This is a genomic window from Microbacterium testaceum, assembly GCF_020781835.1.
In the GTDB taxonomy this organism is placed as follows: Bacteria; Actinomycetota; Actinomycetes; order Actinomycetales; family Microbacteriaceae; genus Microbacterium; species Microbacterium testaceum_H.
The window spans coordinates 136,221-153,423 of sequence record NZ_JAJGNJ010000009.1 but is presented as its reverse complement, the minus strand read 5'-3'; the positions used below and the strand labels follow the sequence as shown (position 1 = coordinate 153,423).

General features: G+C 72.3%; 14 protein-coding genes. 9 read left to right on the top strand and 5 right to left on the bottom strand.

Features of this window, described 5'->3' with window-relative positions; genetic code table 11:
- The first annotated feature begins 11 nt into the window (after positions 1–11).
- Together resB and ccsB are read left to right on the top strand one after the other, a co-directional pair.
- Positions 12–1,721 carry a cytochrome c biogenesis protein ResB gene (resB, locus tag LL239_RS13930; protein ID WP_228164038.1) on the top strand — a complete coding sequence of 570 codons (1,710 nt, stop codon included), beginning with the start codon at positions 12–14 and terminating at the stop codon, positions 1,719–1,721.
- Positions 1,722–1,725: 4 nt separating this feature from the next.
- On the top strand, positions 1,726–2,745 hold the full coding sequence (gene ccsB, locus LL239_RS13925) for a c-type cytochrome biogenesis protein CcsB (RefSeq protein ID WP_228164037.1): 1,020 nt from the start codon (positions 1,726–1,728) through the stop codon (positions 2,743–2,745).
- A gap of 173 nt (positions 2,746–2,918) precedes the next feature.
- Here ccsB and LL239_RS13920 read toward each other — a convergent pair whose 3' ends face one another.
- The 3 genes from LL239_RS13920 to LL239_RS13910 all read right to left on the bottom strand — a co-directional run bounded on the left by LL239_RS13920 (position 2,919) and on the right by LL239_RS13910 (position 8,890).
- The gene (locus LL239_RS13920; RefSeq protein ID WP_228164036.1) at positions 2,919–3,815 is read right to left on the bottom strand and encodes an endonuclease domain-containing protein; all 897 of its coding nucleotides are present in this window, start codon (positions 3,813–3,815) and stop codon (positions 2,919–2,921) included.
- Positions 3,816–4,007: 192 nt separating this feature from the next.
- Positions 4,008–6,092: a YhgE/Pip domain-containing protein gene (locus LL239_RS13915; protein ID WP_228164035.1), complete on the bottom strand. Its 2,085-nt coding sequence runs from the start codon at positions 6,090–6,092 to the stop codon at positions 4,008–4,010.
- The gene (locus tag LL239_RS13910) at positions 6,089–8,890 is read right to left on the bottom strand and encodes an MMPL family transporter (RefSeq protein ID WP_228164034.1); all 2,802 of its coding nucleotides are present in this window, start codon (positions 8,888–8,890) and stop codon (positions 6,089–6,091) included. The genes LL239_RS13915 and LL239_RS13910 overlap by 4 nt, the downstream gene beginning before the upstream one ends.
- 122 nt (positions 8,891–9,012) lie before the next feature.
- Between LL239_RS13910 and LL239_RS13905 the strand changes: the two genes are divergently transcribed.
- Entirely contained in the window at positions 9,013–9,639 is a 627-nt protein-coding gene (locus LL239_RS13905; protein ID WP_228164033.1) for a TetR/AcrR family transcriptional regulator, read from the top strand.
- Here LL239_RS13905 and LL239_RS13900 read toward each other — a convergent pair.
- Positions 9,626–10,633, bottom strand: a complete 1,008-nt coding sequence (locus tag LL239_RS13900; RefSeq protein ID WP_228164032.1) for an o-succinylbenzoate synthase — start codon at positions 10,631–10,633, stop codon at positions 9,626–9,628. The genes LL239_RS13905 and LL239_RS13900 overlap by 14 nt on opposite strands.
- Before the next feature lie 48 nt (positions 10,634–10,681).
- Here LL239_RS13900 and LL239_RS13895 point away from each other — a divergent pair, with 48 nt between their 5' ends.
- From LL239_RS13895 to LL239_RS13880, 4 genes are read left to right on the top strand one after another with little or no spacing between them, the layout of a single operon-like run.
- The gene (locus tag LL239_RS13895) at positions 10,682–11,479 is read left to right on the top strand and encodes an LLM class F420-dependent oxidoreductase (protein WP_228164031.1); all 798 of its coding nucleotides are present in this window, start codon (positions 10,682–10,684) and stop codon (positions 11,477–11,479) included.
- Between the two features lie 5 nt (positions 11,480–11,484).
- Positions 11,485–12,387 carry a 1,4-dihydroxy-2-naphthoyl-CoA synthase gene (locus LL239_RS13890; protein WP_228164061.1) on the top strand — a complete coding sequence of 301 codons (903 nt, stop codon included), beginning with the start codon at positions 11,485–11,487 and terminating at the stop codon, positions 12,385–12,387.
- 28 nt (positions 12,388–12,415) lie between these two features.
- Entirely contained in the window at positions 12,416–13,570 is a 1,155-nt protein-coding gene (locus LL239_RS13885; protein ID WP_228164060.1) for an AMP-binding protein, read from the top strand.
- A gap of 11 nt (positions 13,571–13,581) precedes the next feature.
- Positions 13,582–14,553, top strand: coding sequence for a 1,4-dihydroxy-2-naphthoate polyprenyltransferase (locus LL239_RS13880; protein ID WP_228164030.1), 972 nt, complete (start codon positions 13,582–13,584; stop codon positions 14,551–14,553).
- A gap of 4 nt (positions 14,554–14,557) precedes the next feature.
- On the opposite strand, the gene LL239_RS13875 is transcribed toward LL239_RS13880, so the two are convergent.
- Positions 14,558–14,869, bottom strand: a complete 312-nt coding sequence (locus LL239_RS13875; protein WP_228164029.1) for a DUF4229 domain-containing protein — start codon at positions 14,867–14,869, stop codon at positions 14,558–14,560.
- A 74-nt stretch (positions 14,870–14,943) separates the two neighbouring features.
- Between LL239_RS13875 and LL239_RS13870 the strand changes: the two genes are divergently transcribed.
- Both LL239_RS13870 and menD read left to right on the top strand, forming a co-directional pair.
- Positions 14,944–15,375, top strand: coding sequence for a PLD nuclease N-terminal domain-containing protein (locus LL239_RS13870; RefSeq protein WP_228164028.1), 432 nt, complete (start codon positions 14,944–14,946; stop codon positions 15,373–15,375).
- Between the two features lie 2 nt (positions 15,376–15,377).
- A complete protein-coding gene (gene menD, locus LL239_RS13865; protein ID WP_228164027.1) occupies positions 15,378–17,150 on the top strand; it encodes a 2-succinyl-5-enolpyruvyl-6-hydroxy-3-cyclohexene-1-carboxylic-acid synthase in 1,773 nt (590 codons plus the stop codon).
- Positions 17,151–17,203 lie beyond the last annotated feature (53 nt).

Here is a 17,203-nt window from a genome sequence, read left to right as displayed (position 1 = left end):
GAGGGAACACCGTGACCGAACCCGCCGACGGCGTGCTCCGCCCGTCCGACCACGCCGACTCGGCTCCGCCCTCGGGCGAGGACATCGCCTCCCCTCGCCTGGGCGTCGTCGGGTGGCTCCGGTGGGGCTGGCGACAGCTGACGAGTATGCGCACCGCGCTCGTGCTGCTGCTGCTGCTCGCGATCGCCGCGGTGCCCGGTTCACTCGTACCGCAGCGCAGCGCCGACCCCAACGGCGTCACCCAGTACTTCACCGACAACCCCGACCTCGCGCCGGTGCTCGAGAACCTGAGCCTGTTCGACGTGTACACGTCGCCCTGGTTCTCGGCGATCTACATCCTGCTGTTCATCTCGTTGATCGGCTGCGTGCTCCCGCGCACCAAGCATCACTGGAAGGCGCTGCGCTCGCAGCCTCCGCGCACGCCCGCGCGCCTGGCACGCCTGGACGACCACCGCGACGTGGTCGTGCCGGTGCCGGCGGGGCAGGATGCCGAGACCGTCGCGGCCGCGGCCGTCGACACCGCCGCGGCCCAACTGCGCAAAAGCGGCTACCGCGTCGCCCGCTACGACGGGAGGGGCACGTTCTCGGTCTCGGCGGAGCGCGGGTACCTCCGCGAGACCGGCAATCTCGTGTTCCACGCGGCGCTGGTCGGCGTCCTGATCGCGGTCGGCGTGGGCGGGGGGTTCACCTACACCGGTCAGCGCGTGCTGGTCGAAGGCCAGGCGTTCACCAACAGCCTGCTGGACTACTCCTCGTTCAACCCCGGCCGGTTCGTCGACAGCAACGCCCTCGCGCCGTACTCGATGACGCTGGACCGGTTCGACGTCAGCTACATCCCGCCGGGGCAGCCCGGTTCGGGCCAGGCCGGCGACTTCGCCGCGAACGTGACCACGCTCACGCCCGATGGACAGCGTCAGGAGGGGCAAGTACGCGTCAATCACCCGCTGGACGTGCAGGGTGATCGTGTCTACCTCCTCGGCAACGGGTACGCGCCGACCGTGACGATCCGCAACGCCCAGGGCGAGGAGGTGTTCCACGACTCCGTCGCGTTCCTGCCGCAGGATGCCAACATGACTTCGCTCGGCGTCATCAAGGTCGCCGACGGCATGCCCGAGCAGCTCGGCCTCATCGGGTTCTTCTACCCCACGATGGACACGCTGACCTCCGGCGCCCTCACCTCCACCTACGGCGACCTCGAATACCCCGTGCTGACGCTCCGCGTCTACGCCGGCGACCTGGGCATCGACGACGGCACCCCGCGCTCGGTGTACACCCTCGACCCGACCGGGATGACGCAGATCGCCGGTGGCGACAGCGGGACCCCGGCGCTGCGCCTGATGCCCGGCGAGACGCAGGACCTGCCGAACGGCCTCGGCACCATCACGTTCGAGAACGAGGCGCCCGCCGGTGCGACGGGCTACGAAGGATCGGTCAAGCGCTTCGCCTCGCTGTCGATCCATCGCGACCTCGCCGGCCCGTGGGTCCTCGGCTTTGCCACGCTCGCGACCCTCGGGCTGCTGGCCGCGCTGTTCGTGCCGCGCCGGCGCATGTGGGTCAAGGCGACACCGCAGGGCGACTCCGTCCGTCTCGAGTACGCCGGCCTCGCCCGCGGCGAGGATCCCACCCTCGCCGCCGCCGTCGACCACGTGGTCGAGCGGCACCGCCCGTCCCTCCCGGCTCCGGGTGACCAGAGCCTCCCCGACACCGGAAAAGTAGACTGACACCATGCCCGGAACCGATCCGCTCCTCCTCGACGAGATCTCCCTCCTCCTGGTGTGGACGGCCGTCGCGATCTACGTCCTCGCCTTCATCGCGTACGCGATCGACCTCGCTCGTCGCTCCGACCTCGCCATCAAGGCCAAGGACGAGGTCGTCGCGCGCGAGCTCGTCACCGCGGGCGGCGGGGGAGTGATCGACGCGTCACCGCGATCGTCGGCATCCGGAGCCACGCCCGCCCGGCCGCGCTACCTGTGGGCACGCATGGGCACCGCGCTGGTCGCGCTCGGCTTCCTCTTCCATCTGGCCGCCACCGTGCTGCGCGGCATCGCGGCCGAGCGCGTGCCGTGGTCGAACATGTACGAGTTCGCCCTGACCGGTGTGCTGCTGGTCGTCGCGGTGTACCTCGTCGTGCTGACGCGCTTCGACCTGCGGTTCCTCGGGTCCCTCATCAGCGGTCTCGCCGTCGTCCTGCTCGGCGGGGCGACGCTGGCCTTCCACGTCGACGTCGTGCCCCTCGCCGACCCGCTGAAGTCGGTCTGGCTCGTCATCCATGTCTTCGTCGCCTCACTGGCCACCGCCTTGTTCGCCCTCGCGTTCGGACTGTCGGTCATGCAGCTGCTGCAGGCGCGCCGTGAACGCAAGCTCGCTGTCGCTGCGGCCTCCCCGGATGCCGCGGCCCCCCGCCGCAGCTTCCTGCAGACGCTGCCGAACGCCGACGCGCTGGAGTCGCTCGCCTACCGCTTCGCGATCGTCGGGTTCATCTTCTGGACCTTCACCCTCATCGCCGGCTCCATCTGGGCCAACGACGCGTGGGGCCGCTTCTGGGGCTTCGACACCAAGGAGGTGTGGACCTTCGTGATCTGGGTGCTGTACGCCGGATACATCCACGCCCGAGCGACCCGCGGCTGGCGCGGCACCCGCTCGGCCTGGCTGTCGATCATCGGCTTCGCGGCGGTGCTGTTCAACTTCACGATCGTCAACGTCTTCTTCAAGGGTCTGCACGCCTACTCGGGCCTAACCTCCTGACGCGGCGCCCGCGCCCGCGCCCGCGCCGCGTTCGCGCCGCGCCCGCGCCCGCGCCCGCGCCGCGCCCGCGCCGCGTCCGCGCCCGCGCCCGCGGGGCCGTTCCTGCCCGTCGAGTGTCCAAGACACGCCGTACGAGGGTGTCGTCATGCGGCGTGTCTTGGACACTCGACGCGTCACGGCCGGTCGGGCGACCAGCCTCCGGCCACCAGAGCGCGGCGAACCGGAGCGACGATGTCGCGCTGGGGGTGCTCGAGGTGGTGGGCGAGGACGCGCACGAGGGTCCATCCGGCGTCCGTGATGGCGCGCCAGCGGTCGGCGTCTCGCCGGAACTGATCGGCCAGCGCGTGCTGGCGGCCGTCGTATTCGACGGCGACTCGATAGTCCCGATAGGCCATGTCCAGCCGGGCGACGAACACCCCGTCGGCGCGGAGCGTCCAGTTCAGGTGGGGTTCCGGCAGCCCCGCGGCGACCAGCACGAGCCGCACGGCTGTCTCGCGCGGTGACTCCACCCCGGGCCGTGCCCGTCCGCACGCCCGGCGGAGAGACACCGCACCCCTGCCGGTGAACCGCGCGGCGGCGGCAGCGAGCTCGTCCTCCGATACACCGCGGGAGAGCAGCCAGTCCCCGACGGCGACGAGCGGTGACTCGGGCAGGCGGGCGGCGAGATGGGTCCAGGTCGTCACGGGGTCGGTCACCGGCAGTCCGTCGACGATCGTGACGTCGCGCTGCGCGAGCGCCATGCGATGACCCACGACGCCGACGGTCCGCGGTTCCCGGATCGGCGGCACGGCGCTCACATGCAGCGCCTCGGAGCGCGTGCTCGGAAGCGGCATGCCCCACAGCGCGGCTGCCGTCTCGTGGCTGAACACCTGGCCGGCGCGCAGGCGAGGGGCGTACAGGCGGCAGCGATCGAGAGTGTCCGCCGAGGGCGTGCCGACCCGTGCCCGAACGCCGTGGAAGGGCGCGCACAGGTCGGCCGCGATCAGGCGCCGACGGGGGATCGCCGACGCGTCGGCGTCCCGCACGTGAAAGGAACCGGCGAGATGGTCGGGAAGCGGACGCGGCAGCACCGCTCCATCTCAGACGCTCACGCCCGCCTGCGCCCGTTTTTCTCCCCAACGGGCGCCGTGTGGAGGAGCCGTGGCACGACGCACGTTCCGCCCAGTGTCCAAGACACGCCGCATCGGGGTGGTCTCATGCGGCGTGTCTTGGACACTCGACGGGGGGACGGGGGGACGGGGGGACGGGGGACGGGGGCGGGGTCAGGCGGGGTGGGCGGCGGTGCGGAGCGAGGCGGTGCGGCGGCGGACCACGACGAGGGTCGTCACGATCAGCGCGAGCACGGCCCAGACGGCGAGTCCGACGATCCCCGCGCCGACCCCGCCCGACGAGGCGAGGGCTCCGAGCATCGACGCGTACGCCGGCGACGTCGGCAGCAGCGACGCCACGCCCGCAAGGAGCGGCGGCACCGTCGAGACGATGTTGGCGCCCACCGCCAGCGCCCCCACGATCGCGGCGATCCACCGTCCCGCCCCGCCGAACACGGCGACCAGAGCCTGGTTCACGGCCGCGAACGCCACTCCCGCCGCGATGCAGACCAGGGCGAACAGGGCCCAGTCGCCCCAGTCGTACCGGGATGCCACCTGCACGACGCCCGCCACCAGCAGGCCCTGCGCGGCGCCGATGATCGCCGCGGGGGCGAAGCCGCGCAGGGCGACCAGGCCCGAGGCGCGACGGCTGGTCAGCGCCCGTGCGGACACCGCCTGGAACGCCACGAACGACGCGACGCCGCCGAACCACAGCACGGCCATCGCCAGCAGCGGCACCGCTGCGATACCGAACAGCGAGTCGCTGACGCCGGTTGCGGAGACGGGGTCGGCGACGACGTCGGCGAGGTTCTGCGCCTGCGCGTCGCTGTACGTCGGCAGCTGAGCAACCGCGGTATCGAGTCCATCGGCGAGCGATGAGGTGCCCGTCGCGACCTGCTCCACCCCGTCGGCGAGCTGGCCCGCGCCCTCCTCGGCTCCGGATGCTCCGGATGCCACCTGAGCGGCGCCGGAGCTGAGGCCCGCCGCGCCCGTGCCGAACTGTCGGACCCCCGAGGCGACCTGGTTCGCGCCGTCGGCCACGCCGTCGATCCCCCCGGCGATGACGTTGAGGCCGTCCGCCGCTTTCGTCGCGCCGCCGGCGAGACCGCGGGCGCCGTCGGCGAGCTGTTGGTTGGCCGCCGCGATGGTGCGGATCCCGGCGGGAAGCTCGGCGGCGTCACCGGCGAGCTGGCCGATCTTCGTGACGGTCGCGGTGGCCTGGGGGAGCGCGGCGTTCGCGTCCGCCGCGGCCTGGCGCAGCGCCTCGCACTGTGAGGGAGTGCCGGTGCACTCGTCCGCGGCCTTCTGCAGCGCCGCCGCCGCGGCGACGAGCGCGTCGTTGACCTGCGGTGCGGCCTCAGAGAGGTCTGTGGCGACCTGGGCGAACTCCGGCGGGATCTGGTCGGCGATGCCGTTGATCTCGTTGGCGAGCTGCTGGTTCCCCTCGGCGATGCCGTTCGCGCCGCCGGCGAGGTCGCCGACCCCGGCCGCGGCTTCGCGTGTCCCGCCGGCCAGCGCCGTCGCTCCGCCCGCGACCTGCGACGCGCCGTCCGCGAGCGGGCCCGCGCCCGCGGCGAGCTGCTGCGCACCCGATGCGAGCTGTGAGGCGCCGTCCGACAGCTGCCCCAGGCCGTCCTGCAGCGAGCTTGCGCCGTCCGCCGCCTGCCCCGCGCCGTCGGCGAGCTGGTGGGCGCCGCCGGCGGCGGAACCCAGCTGCTGGCCGAGGGTGGTGAAGCCCAGGAACACGTTCGTGAGGTACTGCGACGACAGCTCGCTGCCGAACACGGCGGAGGCGGTGGATGCCAGCTGCGCGGTGATGGCACCGTCGACGACGCGCGCGTTCGGTGCCGTCTCGACGCCGATGGTGGCGCGCTCGGGGGTTTCCCCCGGGCGGGTGGAGAGGGCTGCGGCACTGAAGTTGTCGGGGATCGTCACGACGGCGGTGTACGTGCCGTCCTTCAGGCCCGCCGCGGCGTCTTCGTCGTTCGAGATGACCCAGTCGATGTTGCTCGGCTGGTCGTCCGCGCCCTTCACCAGGCCGCCGGTGAGCTGTCGACCGAGCGGCACGAGCTGCCCGTCGAGCTCGACCGCCTTGTCGTCGTTGACGACCGCGGCGGTGATGTTGTCGAGGCGGTCGGTCGGGTCGTAGAGCGCGCCGACCAGGATGCCGCCGATCACGGCGGGCAGCAGCAGCACCCCGATGAGGGTGAGCCAGGTCACGGGACGGCGCGAGCGGGAGCGCTCGACGGGGACGGTCATGCGAACACCTCGGAGAGATCGGCGGAGGACTCGGGGGCCGGACGGTGACGATGGGGCGCGGGCAGGGCGAGCGAGGTCACGTCGGGGCGGTGGGCGTCGGCGAGCAGCGCGAGGGCGCGGCGCTCGTCGCGTGCGGAGACGACCAGCGTGAACGCCGAGGAGGCGTCATCGGAGCGATCGCGTGCCTCGGCAGCGGCGCGCCGCAGCACTTCCGCGATGTCGGATCGGGTGTCGGCATCCAGCCTGTCGACGTCGCACAGGACGGCGAAGCGGGTGCGACCGGCCACCGCGCGACGCACCTCGCCGAGGGCGGCATCGGGATCGTCCAGGAGCGCCATTCCGACCCGGGAGCGCACCGCCCCCGCCCGCTCGGGCAGCAGCATCCCGTCGACGCGCAGGCGTCCCTCGATCGCCGACAGGCGGCCCGCGAGGGCGAGGAGCAGCGGCCGGGTGACCCGGGTCTCGCCGGTCACCAGGAGTGTGCCGCCGTGTCCGATGCGCACGTGCACGTCGGCGAAGGCGGGCTGTTCGTCATCGGAGGCTGTCGCGGCGCGCAGGTCGTCGGCCGCGATCGCCATGCCGGGTTCGGTCGGCCAGTCGGCCAGGCCGATCTCGCGCTCGACGGCCTCACCCTCGACGTCGAGCTTGGGCAGGAGCCGGTCGAGCCAGCGCGGCATCCACCACGCCTTCGCCCCCAGGAGTGCGAGGATCGCGGGAACCAGGGTCATGCGGACGAGGAACGCGTCGACGGCGACCCCGACCGCGAGGCCGAGCGCGATGGGCTTCAGGCTCGAGTCTCCCTCGGGGACGAATGCGACGAACACCGAGAACATGATCACGGCGGCCGCCACGACCACACGGGCCGACCCCATGAAGCCGCTGCGGACGGCCCCCAGGGCCACCTCGCGCGGCGTGCGTCCTTCGCGGTCGGCGTGCACGTAGTCCTCGCGCATGCGCGAGACGAGGAAGACCTGGTAGTCCATCGCGAGCCCGAACAGCACCCCCATGACGACGATGGGCATGAAGCTGATGATCGGGCCGACTTTGGCCACGTGCAGCGCGTCGGCGAACCAGCCCCACTCGAACACGGCGGCCACGACCCCGAAGGACGAGGCGACCGACAGCAGGTACCCTCCGGCGGCGGTCAGCGGCACCCAGATCGACCGGAACACGATCATCAGCAGGATGAGCGACAGGCCGACGACGAAGATGCCGAAGGGGAGCAGCGCGGCGCCCAGCTGATCGGAGATGTCGATCGTCACCGCGGTGTACCCCGTGACGAGCAGGCGCACACCGAACTCGTCGTACAGGCGGTCTTCGGAGGCGCGGAGCTCGCGTACGAGGTCGGCGGTGCGCGGATCCTCGGGTCCGGTCTCGGGCACGATCTGCACGATGCCGGTGTCGGCCGTCTCGTTCGGGGTGGCGAGGGCCACCTCGGCGACGCCGGGGATCTTGGCGACCTCGTCGCCGATGTCGGTCATGAGCGTCAGCGGATCGTTGGACGTCACGATCGTCCCGGTCATGATGAGCGGACCGTTGGCGCCGGGCCCGAAGTACTCCTCGGTGAGCTCGTACGCCGTGCGCGCCTCGTTGCCGGGGGGCAGCTGTCCGGCCGTGGGCAGCGTCAGCGCCAGGCTCCCGGCCGGGATCGCGGCGACTCCCAGGACCGCGACGATCGACACCGACGTGACCACGGGATGCCGCGTCACCAGGCCCACCCACCGTGCGGCGGGGCCGTGTGCCCGCGTCTGCGCCGTGGGGGTCTTCTTGCGGCGCCACCCCACGACGCGCCCCTTGGCGAACCCGAGGAGGGCGGGCGTGAGGGTGAGCCCGATGCACACGGCGATGGCCACCGCGACCGACGCGGCGACGCCCATGGTCGTCAGGAACGGGATGCCGGCGAATCCGAGGCCGATGAGGGCGATGAGCACCGTGATACCGGCGAACACGACCGCGGACCCGGCCGTGCCCGTGGCGCGAGCGGCGGACTCCTCGGGGTCCATGCCGCTTCGGACCTGATCCTGATGTCGGGAGACGATGAACAGCGCGTAGTCGATGCCGACGGCCAGGCCCAGCATGACCGCCAGCAGCGGCGTCGTCGAGGACACCGTGGCGAAGCCGGTGGCGATGAAGATCAGCGCGACGGAGAGGGCGACGCCGAGGATCGCGGTGGCCAGGGGCATCCCGGCCACGAGGAACGACCGGAACGTCAGCATGAGCACGATGGCGGCGATCACCACGCCGAGGGCTTCGGTGATGCTGGCACCGGGGATCTCGGTGGCGAAGAGCTGACCTCCGAGAACGGCCTGCGAGCCGGCGGGGAGGGCGCCGGCCAGGGCCGTCGTGTCTTCCCGCAGAGCGTCCTCGGTCGAGGTCGGCACCTCGGTGGCCTCGCCCGAGAACTGGATGCGGACGATCGCGGCGCGGCCGTCGTCGGACACGCCGCCGGAGATGCGCTCGTCGAACGGGTCGGTCACCGCCTCGACGAAGTCGAGCTGTTCGATGTCGGAGATCGTCGTGCCGATGGCATCCTGATACTCCGGGTCCCGGACGCTGGACCCCTCGGCCGAGACGACGACGATGTCCGCTCCGGCGCCGCTGACCTGCGGGAACGTGCGAGAGAGCATCTCGAGCCCGGCCTGCGACTCGGTGCCGGGGATCGCGAAGGTGTTGTCGGTGCCCTTGGCGAACAGGGCGACCCCGCCGCCGGCGAGAGCGAGGATCAGCAGCCAGGCCGACAGGACGCGCCACGGGTGACGGAACGACCAGCGGCCCAGGGTGTACAGGAAAGTGGACACGGTGGCTGCTCCTGAGGTCGGCGGGCGGTCGATACAGCACCGTATCGGATACAACAATGTATCGTAGTGATGCGGGCTGGTTTTCAACCTGAGTCTCGCCCGTGAACGAAGGGGAGCGAGGCATGACCGACACGGCACCGGCGCCGTCGCGACGCCGCGAGAACACCCGTACGCGTTTGATGGATGCCGCGGCCCGGATGTTCGCCGAGGAAGGCATCGACGCCTCGTCGGTCGAGGCCATCTGCGAACGCGCCGGCTTCACGCGCGGCGCCTTCTACTCCAACTTCGATTCGAAGGAGGAGCTGTTCCTGGCCCTGTGCGGACGATCCGCCGAGGCGACGCTCACGGCGGTGCGCGACCGGGTCGCCTCGCTCGAGGTGAGCGGACTGGACGCCGACACCGAAGTGCGCAAGATCGTGCAGGAGGTGCTCGAGGTGGCCGGTCACGACCGACTCGACGTCCTGCTGGGGGCGGAGATCCGTGTCCAGGCACTGCGCAGCGCCGACTTCGCGGAGGCCTACCTGGCCCTGGACCGAGGACTCTCCGAGAACGTCGCGCAACTCGTCCACGACGTCGCGCGGGCTCGGGGACTGTCTCTGCGGATGCCGCTGGCTGAGGCGACCGAACTGCTCCTGACGACGTGGGTGGCGGTGTCGGAGCACGCGCTCATCACGCGTCGGGACCCCGAGGGGGCGCGCCGCGACCTGGCCGAGCGGCTGTCCCACCTCGTGGCGCTCATCCTGGAGTGACGGACGCCTCCCGCAGCCGGTAGCACCGCGTCAGGCGCTGCAGCCACCAGTCGCGACGATCGAGGGGGGCTGCCACGCGGTCGAGCTCGGCCGTCGTGGGGAACGGACGCGAGAGCTCGAGGCTGCCGCCGCGCGGACGGAGCGGCTCCGCGACGACGTCGGCGGTGAACAGCGACGCGGTGCCGAGTCCGCAGTCGTACTCCAGCTCCGGCAGAGCCGCGGCCAGGGCCAGCCCCATCGACAGTCCCACCGAGGTGTCCAGCGCGCTCGAGACCACCGCCGGCAGGCCCGCCTCCGCCACGATGGCGAGCGCCGCGCGGACCCCGCCGAGCGGCTGCGCCTTGACGACGAGCAGATCGGCCGCGCCCGCGCGTGCGACGCGCAGGGGATCGGCGGCTTTGCGGACGCTCTCGTCGGCGGCGATCGGGATGTCGAGGTAGCCGATCCGCTCGCGCAGTCGGGCGAGCTCGTCGACGTCGGTGCACGGCTGCTCGACGTATTCGAGGTCGAACTCGGCCAGGGCATGGACGGCGCGCTCGGCCTCGTCGAGGTTCCAGCCACCGTTGGCGTCGATGCGGATCCGCCCCTCGGGCCCCATCGCCGCGCGCACGGCCCGCACGCGTGCCACGTCGTCCGCGAGCACCTGCCCGGCCTCCGCGACCTTCACCTTGGCGGTCCGGCATCCATCGAACCGGCTGAGGACCGCGTCGACGTCGGACGCGGCGACGGCGGGGACGGTGGCGTTGACGGGCACGCTCGTCCGGACTGGGAGAGGGCTGGGGTGCCATCCGAAATCCAGCGCCGCCGCCAGCCACGAGGCGGCTTCGGCGTCGTCGTACTCCACGAACGGCGAGAACTCCGTCCACCCCTCGGGTCCTTCGAACACGACGGCCTCGCGTGTCCGCACCCCGCGGAAGCGGGTCGCCAGGGGGAGTGCCACCACACGGGCGGTGGCGAGGACGTCGGCGAGCGGAGGGAGGGCGGCGGTGCTCATCGTCCCATCCTGGCCCCCGCCCCGGACAGCCGGGAATAGGCTGACGACATGCTTTTCGACACCCCGGTCCGGCTCGGCGTCCAGATCCAGCCGCAGCACGTGCAGTACTCCGACATCCGCGACGCCGTCCTCCGGTTGGAGGAGATGGGCGTCGACATCCTGTTCAACTGGGACCACTTCTTCCCGCTGTACGGCGACCCCGACGGCGAGCACTTCGAGGCATGGACGATGCTGGCCGCGTGGGCCGAGCAGACCGAGCGCGTGGAGTTCGGCGCCCTCGTCAACTGCAACAGCTACCGCGGTGCCGACCTGCAGGCCGATATGGCGCGCACCGTCGACCACATCAGCAAGAAGGGCGGCGACACGGGGCGCTTCATCTTCGGCACGGGTTCGGGCTGGTTCCAGCGCGACTACGACGAGTACGGCTACGAGTTCGGTACGGCCGGATCACGCCTGAACGCCCTCGCGAGCGACCTCGACCGGATCGTCGACCGCTGGGGCAAGCTCAACCCGGCCCCGACCCGGAACATCCCCGTGATGATCGGCGGCAAGGGCGAGCAGAAGACCCTGCGCATCGTCGCCCGTCACGCCGACATCTGGCACAGCTTCGTCACGCCCGACGAGCTGCCCCGCAAGTTCGAGGTCATCGAGCGCTGGGCCGAGACGGAGGGCCGCGATCTGTCGGGCCTCGTCGTCTCGAACGAGCTCAAGGACCGCGACGAAGAGGTGGCCGATGCCCTCTTCGATGCCGGGACGCGCCTGTTCACCCTCGGGTTCTCCGGTCCCGACTGGGACTACTCGATCATCGAGCGGTGGCTGGCCTGGCGGGACTCCAAGAACGCCTGAGTCCCGTGAGCGTCTCCGACATCTTCGACCCCGCCGAGTGGACCCTGGCGCCCGGTGCCGAGGACTACACCGATATCACGGCGCACGTGACGCACGACGGCCGTGTCGCCCGGATCGCGTTCGACCGTCCGGAGGTGCGCAACGCCTTCCGCCCCCACACGGTGGACGAGTTGTACCGGGCCCTCGACATCGCGCGGCAGGACCATCGCATCGGCGTCGTGCTCCTCACCGGCAACGGGCCGAGCCCGAAGGACGGCGGGTGGGCGTTCTGCTCCGGCGGTGACCAGCGCATCCGCGGGCGCGACGGCTACAAGTACTCCGAGCATGACGACGTCGTCGCCGACCACGGTCGTGCGGGACGCCTGCACATCCTCGAGGTCCAGCGACTCATCCGGTTCATGCCGAAGGTCGTCATCGCCGTCGTCCCGGGGTGGGCCGCCGGCGGCGGCCACTCGCTCAACGTGGTGTGCGACCTGTCGATCGCGAGCGCCGAGCACGCACGCTTCAAGCAGACGGATGCCGACGTGGGGTCGTTCGACGCCGGCTACGGCTCGGCGTACTTCGCGCGTCAGATCGGTCAGAAGTTCGCCCGGGAGATCTTCTTCCTCGCCGAGGAGTACTCCGCCCAGCGCGCGTACGAGATGGGCGCGGTCAACCGCGTGGTACCGCACGCCGACCTCGAGCGCGAGGCCCTGGCGATGGCGCGCACGATCCTCACGAAGTCCCCGACGGCCATCCGCATGCTGAAGTTCGCCTTCAACGCGGTCGACGACGGACTGGTCGGTCAGCAGCTGTTCGCGGGCGAGGCCACGCGCCTGGCGTACGGCACGGACGAGGCGGCCGAGGGGCGTGACTCCTTCCTGCAGAAGCGCGATCCCGACTGGTCGGGCGTCCCGTGGCACTACTGACCCCCGGATGCCACGGCCCGGTGCGGCCGTGAAGCTGGAGCGGGTGGCATCCGACGATCCCCGCGACGTGCTGCGGGCGCTGCGTCACGCGGTCCTGGGCGCCGGACCGGCCGTCGCGCTCGGGGCCGGCGAGCACCTGCCCGCCGAGGTCGGGGCCGGGACGGCGGCGGTCATCACGACGTCGGGGTCGACGGGTGTGCCCAAGTCCGTCGCGATCGGCCGCAACGCCCTCATCGCGAGCGCGTTCGCGACGGCTGCGCGGATCGGCGAGGGCGCGTGGCTGCTCGCGGTCCCGGCGACGTATGTCGCTGGAGTGCAGGTGCTCGTCCGGGCTCTCGTGAACGGTCGCGAGCCGGCGGTGCTCGCCGGTGCGTTCCGCCCGGGGCCCTTCGCCGCTGCGGCCCTGGGGATGGCCTCGCACGAGAACGGCACGAGGGTGCCGACGTACAGCTCGCTCGTGCCGGCGCAGCTGCAGCGGCTGCTCGACGCCGCCGAGAGCGACGGCGAGGTCGCCCGGGCGCTGCGGTCGTTCGAGCGCATCCTCATCGGCGGTCAGGCGCTCGCGCCCGCCGTGCGGGAACGCGCGGAGGCCGTCGGGGCCCGGATCGTGCGCACGTACGGCTCGACCGAGACCAGCGGAGGGTGCGTCTACGACGGGATCCCGCTCGACGGTGTGGACGTCGCGATCGTCGACGGCGAGGTGCGCGTCTCCGGTCCCACCCTCGCCGACGGGTACGTCGGCGACCCGCATCGCACCGCCGAGCTGTTCCCGACGGATGCCGCCGGCACCCGGTGGTACCGCACGGGGGACGGCGGCGAGCGCGCAGACGGCGTCCTGCGGGTCACCGGGCGGCTCGACAACGTCATCGTCTCGGGCGGCGTCAACGTCTCGCTCGACCGCGTCGAGGCCGCGGTGCGCGGGATCGCCGGTCTGGAGTCCGCCGTCGTCGTGCCCATCGACGACGAACGCTGGGGACAGGGGTCCGCCGTCGTCGCGGCCGCCGCCACGGGTCTCGACGAGGTGCGGACGCTCGACCTCGTGCGCGCCGTCGTCGCCGGGGCGGTCGGACCCGTCGCCCGCCCGGCGCGGCTCGTCCTGGTCGAGGCCCTGCCGCTCCTGGCATCCGGTAAACCCGACCGCGCCGCCCTTCGGCGACGATTCGGCGGCGCGAAGAAGAATTAGGCTTTCCCTCCGTGGCAGCACAGTCTCGCAAGCGCTCGCGTCCGGCCCCGAAACGGCGTCCCGGCGGCAACCCCCAGAAGGCGAACCGCCCCGCTCCGCGCGCGGCGAAGCCGGCGACGGCGCGCGACTGGGTCGGCGCCGCCCGCCTGCGCACCCTGCCGCTCGCCATCACCCCGGTCCTCATCGGCACGGGTGCCGCGACGCTCGTCGACGACGGGCTCCATTGGGTGATCGCACTGGCGTGCCTCGCGGTCGCCGTCGCGCTGCAGATCGGCGTCAACTACGCCAACGACTACAGCGACGGCATCCGGGGCACCGATGACGTCCGCGTCGGACCCGGGCGCCTGACCGGGGGGAAGAAGGCGAGGCCGCGCACCGTGCTCCTCGTCGCGCTGGCGTTCTTCGCGCTCGCCGCGGTGGTCGGTCTCGCGCTGGTCGTGCGCACCGGCCAGTGGTGGCTCATCGCCGTCGGCGCGGCGTGCATCGTGGCCGCGTGGTTCTACACCGGCGGGAAAAGGCCCTACGGATACAACGCCCTCGGCGAGGTGTTCGTCTTCGTCTTCTTCGGTCTCGTGGCCACTCTCGGCACCACGTGGCTGCAGGTGCGCTCGCTGCCGCAGGAGGCGTGGTTCGGCGCCGTGGCGGCGGGGCTCCTCGCGTGCGCGGTGCTGCTGGCCAACAACCTCCGCGACATCGACCAGGACCGTCTCGCGGGCAAGCGCACGCTGTCGGTCCTCATCGGACGTCGAGCCACGCAGGTGCTGTTCACGCTGTTCGTCCTCGCGCCGTTCGGTATCGCGGTGTTCCTCGCGCTGGTGTACCCCGTCGCGTGGCTGACGCTGATCGCAGTGCTGGGCGCCCTGTCGGCGATCCTCATCGTCTGGACCTACCGCGCACCCCGCGAACTCATCGTGGCGCTGCAGGTGACCAGTCTCACCTCGGTCGCCTATGGAGCCGTGCTGTTCTGGGCCTTCGTGGCCTGAGCGCTCAGCGCTGGGCGTCGGGCCGCTCGTCGCGCGCCGAGTCGACGACGGCATCCTCGACGTCGGCGTCGCGCTCCGCTGCGGTGCGGCGGTTCGCGGCACGGCGCTCGGCGCGACGGGCGGCGAGATCGCCGGTCACCTGGTCGAGGGGGCGCCGAAGGAACAGCAACGACAGGCTCAGCCCGATGAGCGCGGCGAAGACGGCGGCCAGCCACGGGAGCTCGCGGAAGATCGGGAACAGCAGCAGGATGCCCAGCGGCACCAGGAACGCGAGCAGGCGCAGCACCGTGTAGACCAGGGCAGAACGGGCACGCATACACCCACTCTACGACCGTCGCTCGGCGTCCCGGTGCCCGGCCGCCGCCCAGGCAGCGCCGGTAGAATCGGCGCATGGCACGCCTGCTGCTGATCCTGGCGCTCGTGGCGACCGCGTTCTGGGTCTACACGATCGTCGATTGCGCCGTACAACCGGCCGCCCGCCATCGCGGGGTCAGCAAGCCCGCGTGGATGGTGATCGTGATCCTGCTGCCCGTGCTGGGTGGCGTCCTGTGGTTCCTCATCGGTCGAGGCCGAGCCGATCGCGAGGTCGTCCGGCGGGCTCCCGACGACGACCCCGAGTTCCTCGGCGGACTCTCCGCCCGCGCACGCGCCGACCAGGACGAGCGGATCCGCCGTCTGGAGGAGGAGCTCGCGCAGCTCGACTCCGAGGCCGACGACCCGCGTGACGGCCGGCCGGCCCCGAAGCCGGACGGCGATACTCCCGGCGGCGAGCCGGGCAAGGGCGACGACGACACCCGCGGCCAGCGCGGCGCCGTCGGCTGATCGTGGCACCGGGGAAACGGGGCGTGCAGGCCCCGGCGACCGACGCGGCGTCCGCGCTCCTGGCGGGGCTGGTCTCGCGGGGTGTCCGGCACCTCGTCGTGAGTCCCGGATCGCGGTCGCAGGCGCTCGCGCTGGTCGCCGCCGCCCTCGAGCACGCCGGGCTCGTCCGCCTGCACGTCCGCATCGACGAACGCGTCGCGGGGTTCACGGCGCTCGGCATCGCGCGCGAGACGGGCATGCCCGCGGCGGTGATCTGCACGTCGGGGACCGCGGTGGCCAACCTCCTCCCCGCCGCGCTCGAGGCGCACCACTCGGGCGTCCCGCTGCTGCTTCTCACCGCTGACCGTCCGCCCGAGCTGCGCGGGGTCGGGGCGAATCAGACGACGCGCCAGCCGGGACTCTTCCACCCGGCGACGCGGTTCGACGCCGACCTTCCCGTCCCCGAGGCGGTGGATCCGGATGCCACCGCCCCCCAGACCGACACCTTCGACGCCGTGGCGGCCACGGCGCTGGCCGCGGCTCTGGGCGAGGGGGCGCTCGCGGCCGGACCCGTGCACCTGAACGTGCCGCTGCGCGAGCCCCTGGCCGGTGCCGTCCCGGCGTGGCTGGTCGAGCGCGCCACGCGCGCCGCCCCGGCCGACGACGTCACCGATTCCGAGGCATCCGGTGCCCTGTACCAGGGCGGCGGCGGGATCGGGGTCGTCGGCGTCGCGCCCGAACAGGCGGCTCTGGTACTCGAACCGGGGCCGCGCACGATCGTGGTCGCCGGAGCCGATGCCGGTCCCGCGGCCGAGGATCTCGCGCACCGCGGCGGCTTCCCCCTGGTGGCCGAGATCGTCAGCGGCGCCCGGTTCGGACGACACGTCGTGCACTCGTACCGCGCCCTCCTCCGCGAGCCCGACCTCGGGGGCCGTGTGCAACGTGTCGTCGTGTTCGGACATCCGACGCTCAGCCGCGAGGTCGCGCGACTGCTCGGCCGCGACGACGTCGAGGTGATCGCGGTGCGCGGACCCGGGGAGCCGGTCAACCTCAACCGAGCGACGCGGACGGTGGATGCCGTACGCGTCGACGGCGACACCGACCGCGCGTGGCTGGGCGACTGGATGCGCGCGTCGCGCGCCGCCGCGGTGGACCTCAGCCCGCCCGCTCCCGACGCCGAGGGACTGTCCTCGGCCGTGCCGCAGGAGCGCCTGGGCGCGATCAACGCCGAGGTCGAGGTGATGCGCGCCCCGGTCGACCGGGCGGCGCTCGTCGACGCGTTGTGGCGGGCGACCTGGCCCCACGACCGGCTCGTCTTCGGCTCCTCGCGCCTGGTCCGCGTCGCGGACGACCTGCTCGGCGGCAAGAAGGTGGCCGTGCATTCCAACCGCGGACTCGCCGGCATCGACGGGACGATCGCCACCGCCACCGGGGTCGCCCTCGCCAGCCAGGACGACGAGCGGCCCGGTGTCACGCGCGTGCTGCTGGGCGACCTCACCCTCCTGCATGACGTCGGAGCGCTGCTGCTGCCGCCGGGCGAGCGGGAGCCCCGGCTCCAGGTGGTCGTCGGCAACGACGGCGGCGGCACGATCTTCGATGGTCTCGAGGTGGCCTCGGTCGCGGGCGCCGCCGCGATGGAGCGGGTGCAGTTCACGCCGCAGAACGTCCGGCTCGAGCACCTCGCCCTGGCCTACGGCTGGGAGTACCGCCGCGTGTCGACGCGGGTCGCGCTCGACCAGGCGCTCACCGCGCCCAGCGGAGGACGCCAGCTCATCGAGGTGCCACTGGACCGCTGAGCGCGGTCCGTCAACCTCTGGCGCCGATGTCCGTCGCCCGTCACGCTGTGACG

Bases quoted from the DNA above. Each gene is read 5' to 3' on its own strand.
- ccsB (WP_228164037.1), top strand. From the start codon at position 1,726: ATGCCCGGAACCGATCCGCTCCTCCTCGACGAGATCTCCCTCCTCCTG.
- LL239_RS13915 (WP_228164035.1), bottom strand. From the start codon at position 6,092: ATGACCGTCCCCGTCGAGCGCTCCCGCTCGCGCCGTCCCGTGACCTGG.
- LL239_RS13905 (WP_228164033.1), top strand. From the start codon at position 9,013: ATGACCGACACGGCACCGGCGCCGTCGCGACGCCGCGAGAACACCCGT.
- LL239_RS13900 (WP_228164032.1), bottom strand. From the start codon at position 10,633: ATGAGCACCGCCGCCCTCCCTCCGCTCGCCGACGTCCTCGCCACCGCC.
- LL239_RS13895 (WP_228164031.1), top strand. From the start codon at position 10,682: ATGCTTTTCGACACCCCGGTCCGGCTCGGCGTCCAGATCCAGCCGCAG.
- LL239_RS13875 (WP_228164029.1), bottom strand. From the start codon at position 14,869: ATGCGTGCCCGTTCTGCCCTGGTCTACACGGTGCTGCGCCTGCTCGCG.
- LL239_RS13870 (WP_228164028.1), top strand. From the start codon at position 14,944: ATGGCACGCCTGCTGCTGATCCTGGCGCTCGTGGCGACCGCGTTCTGG.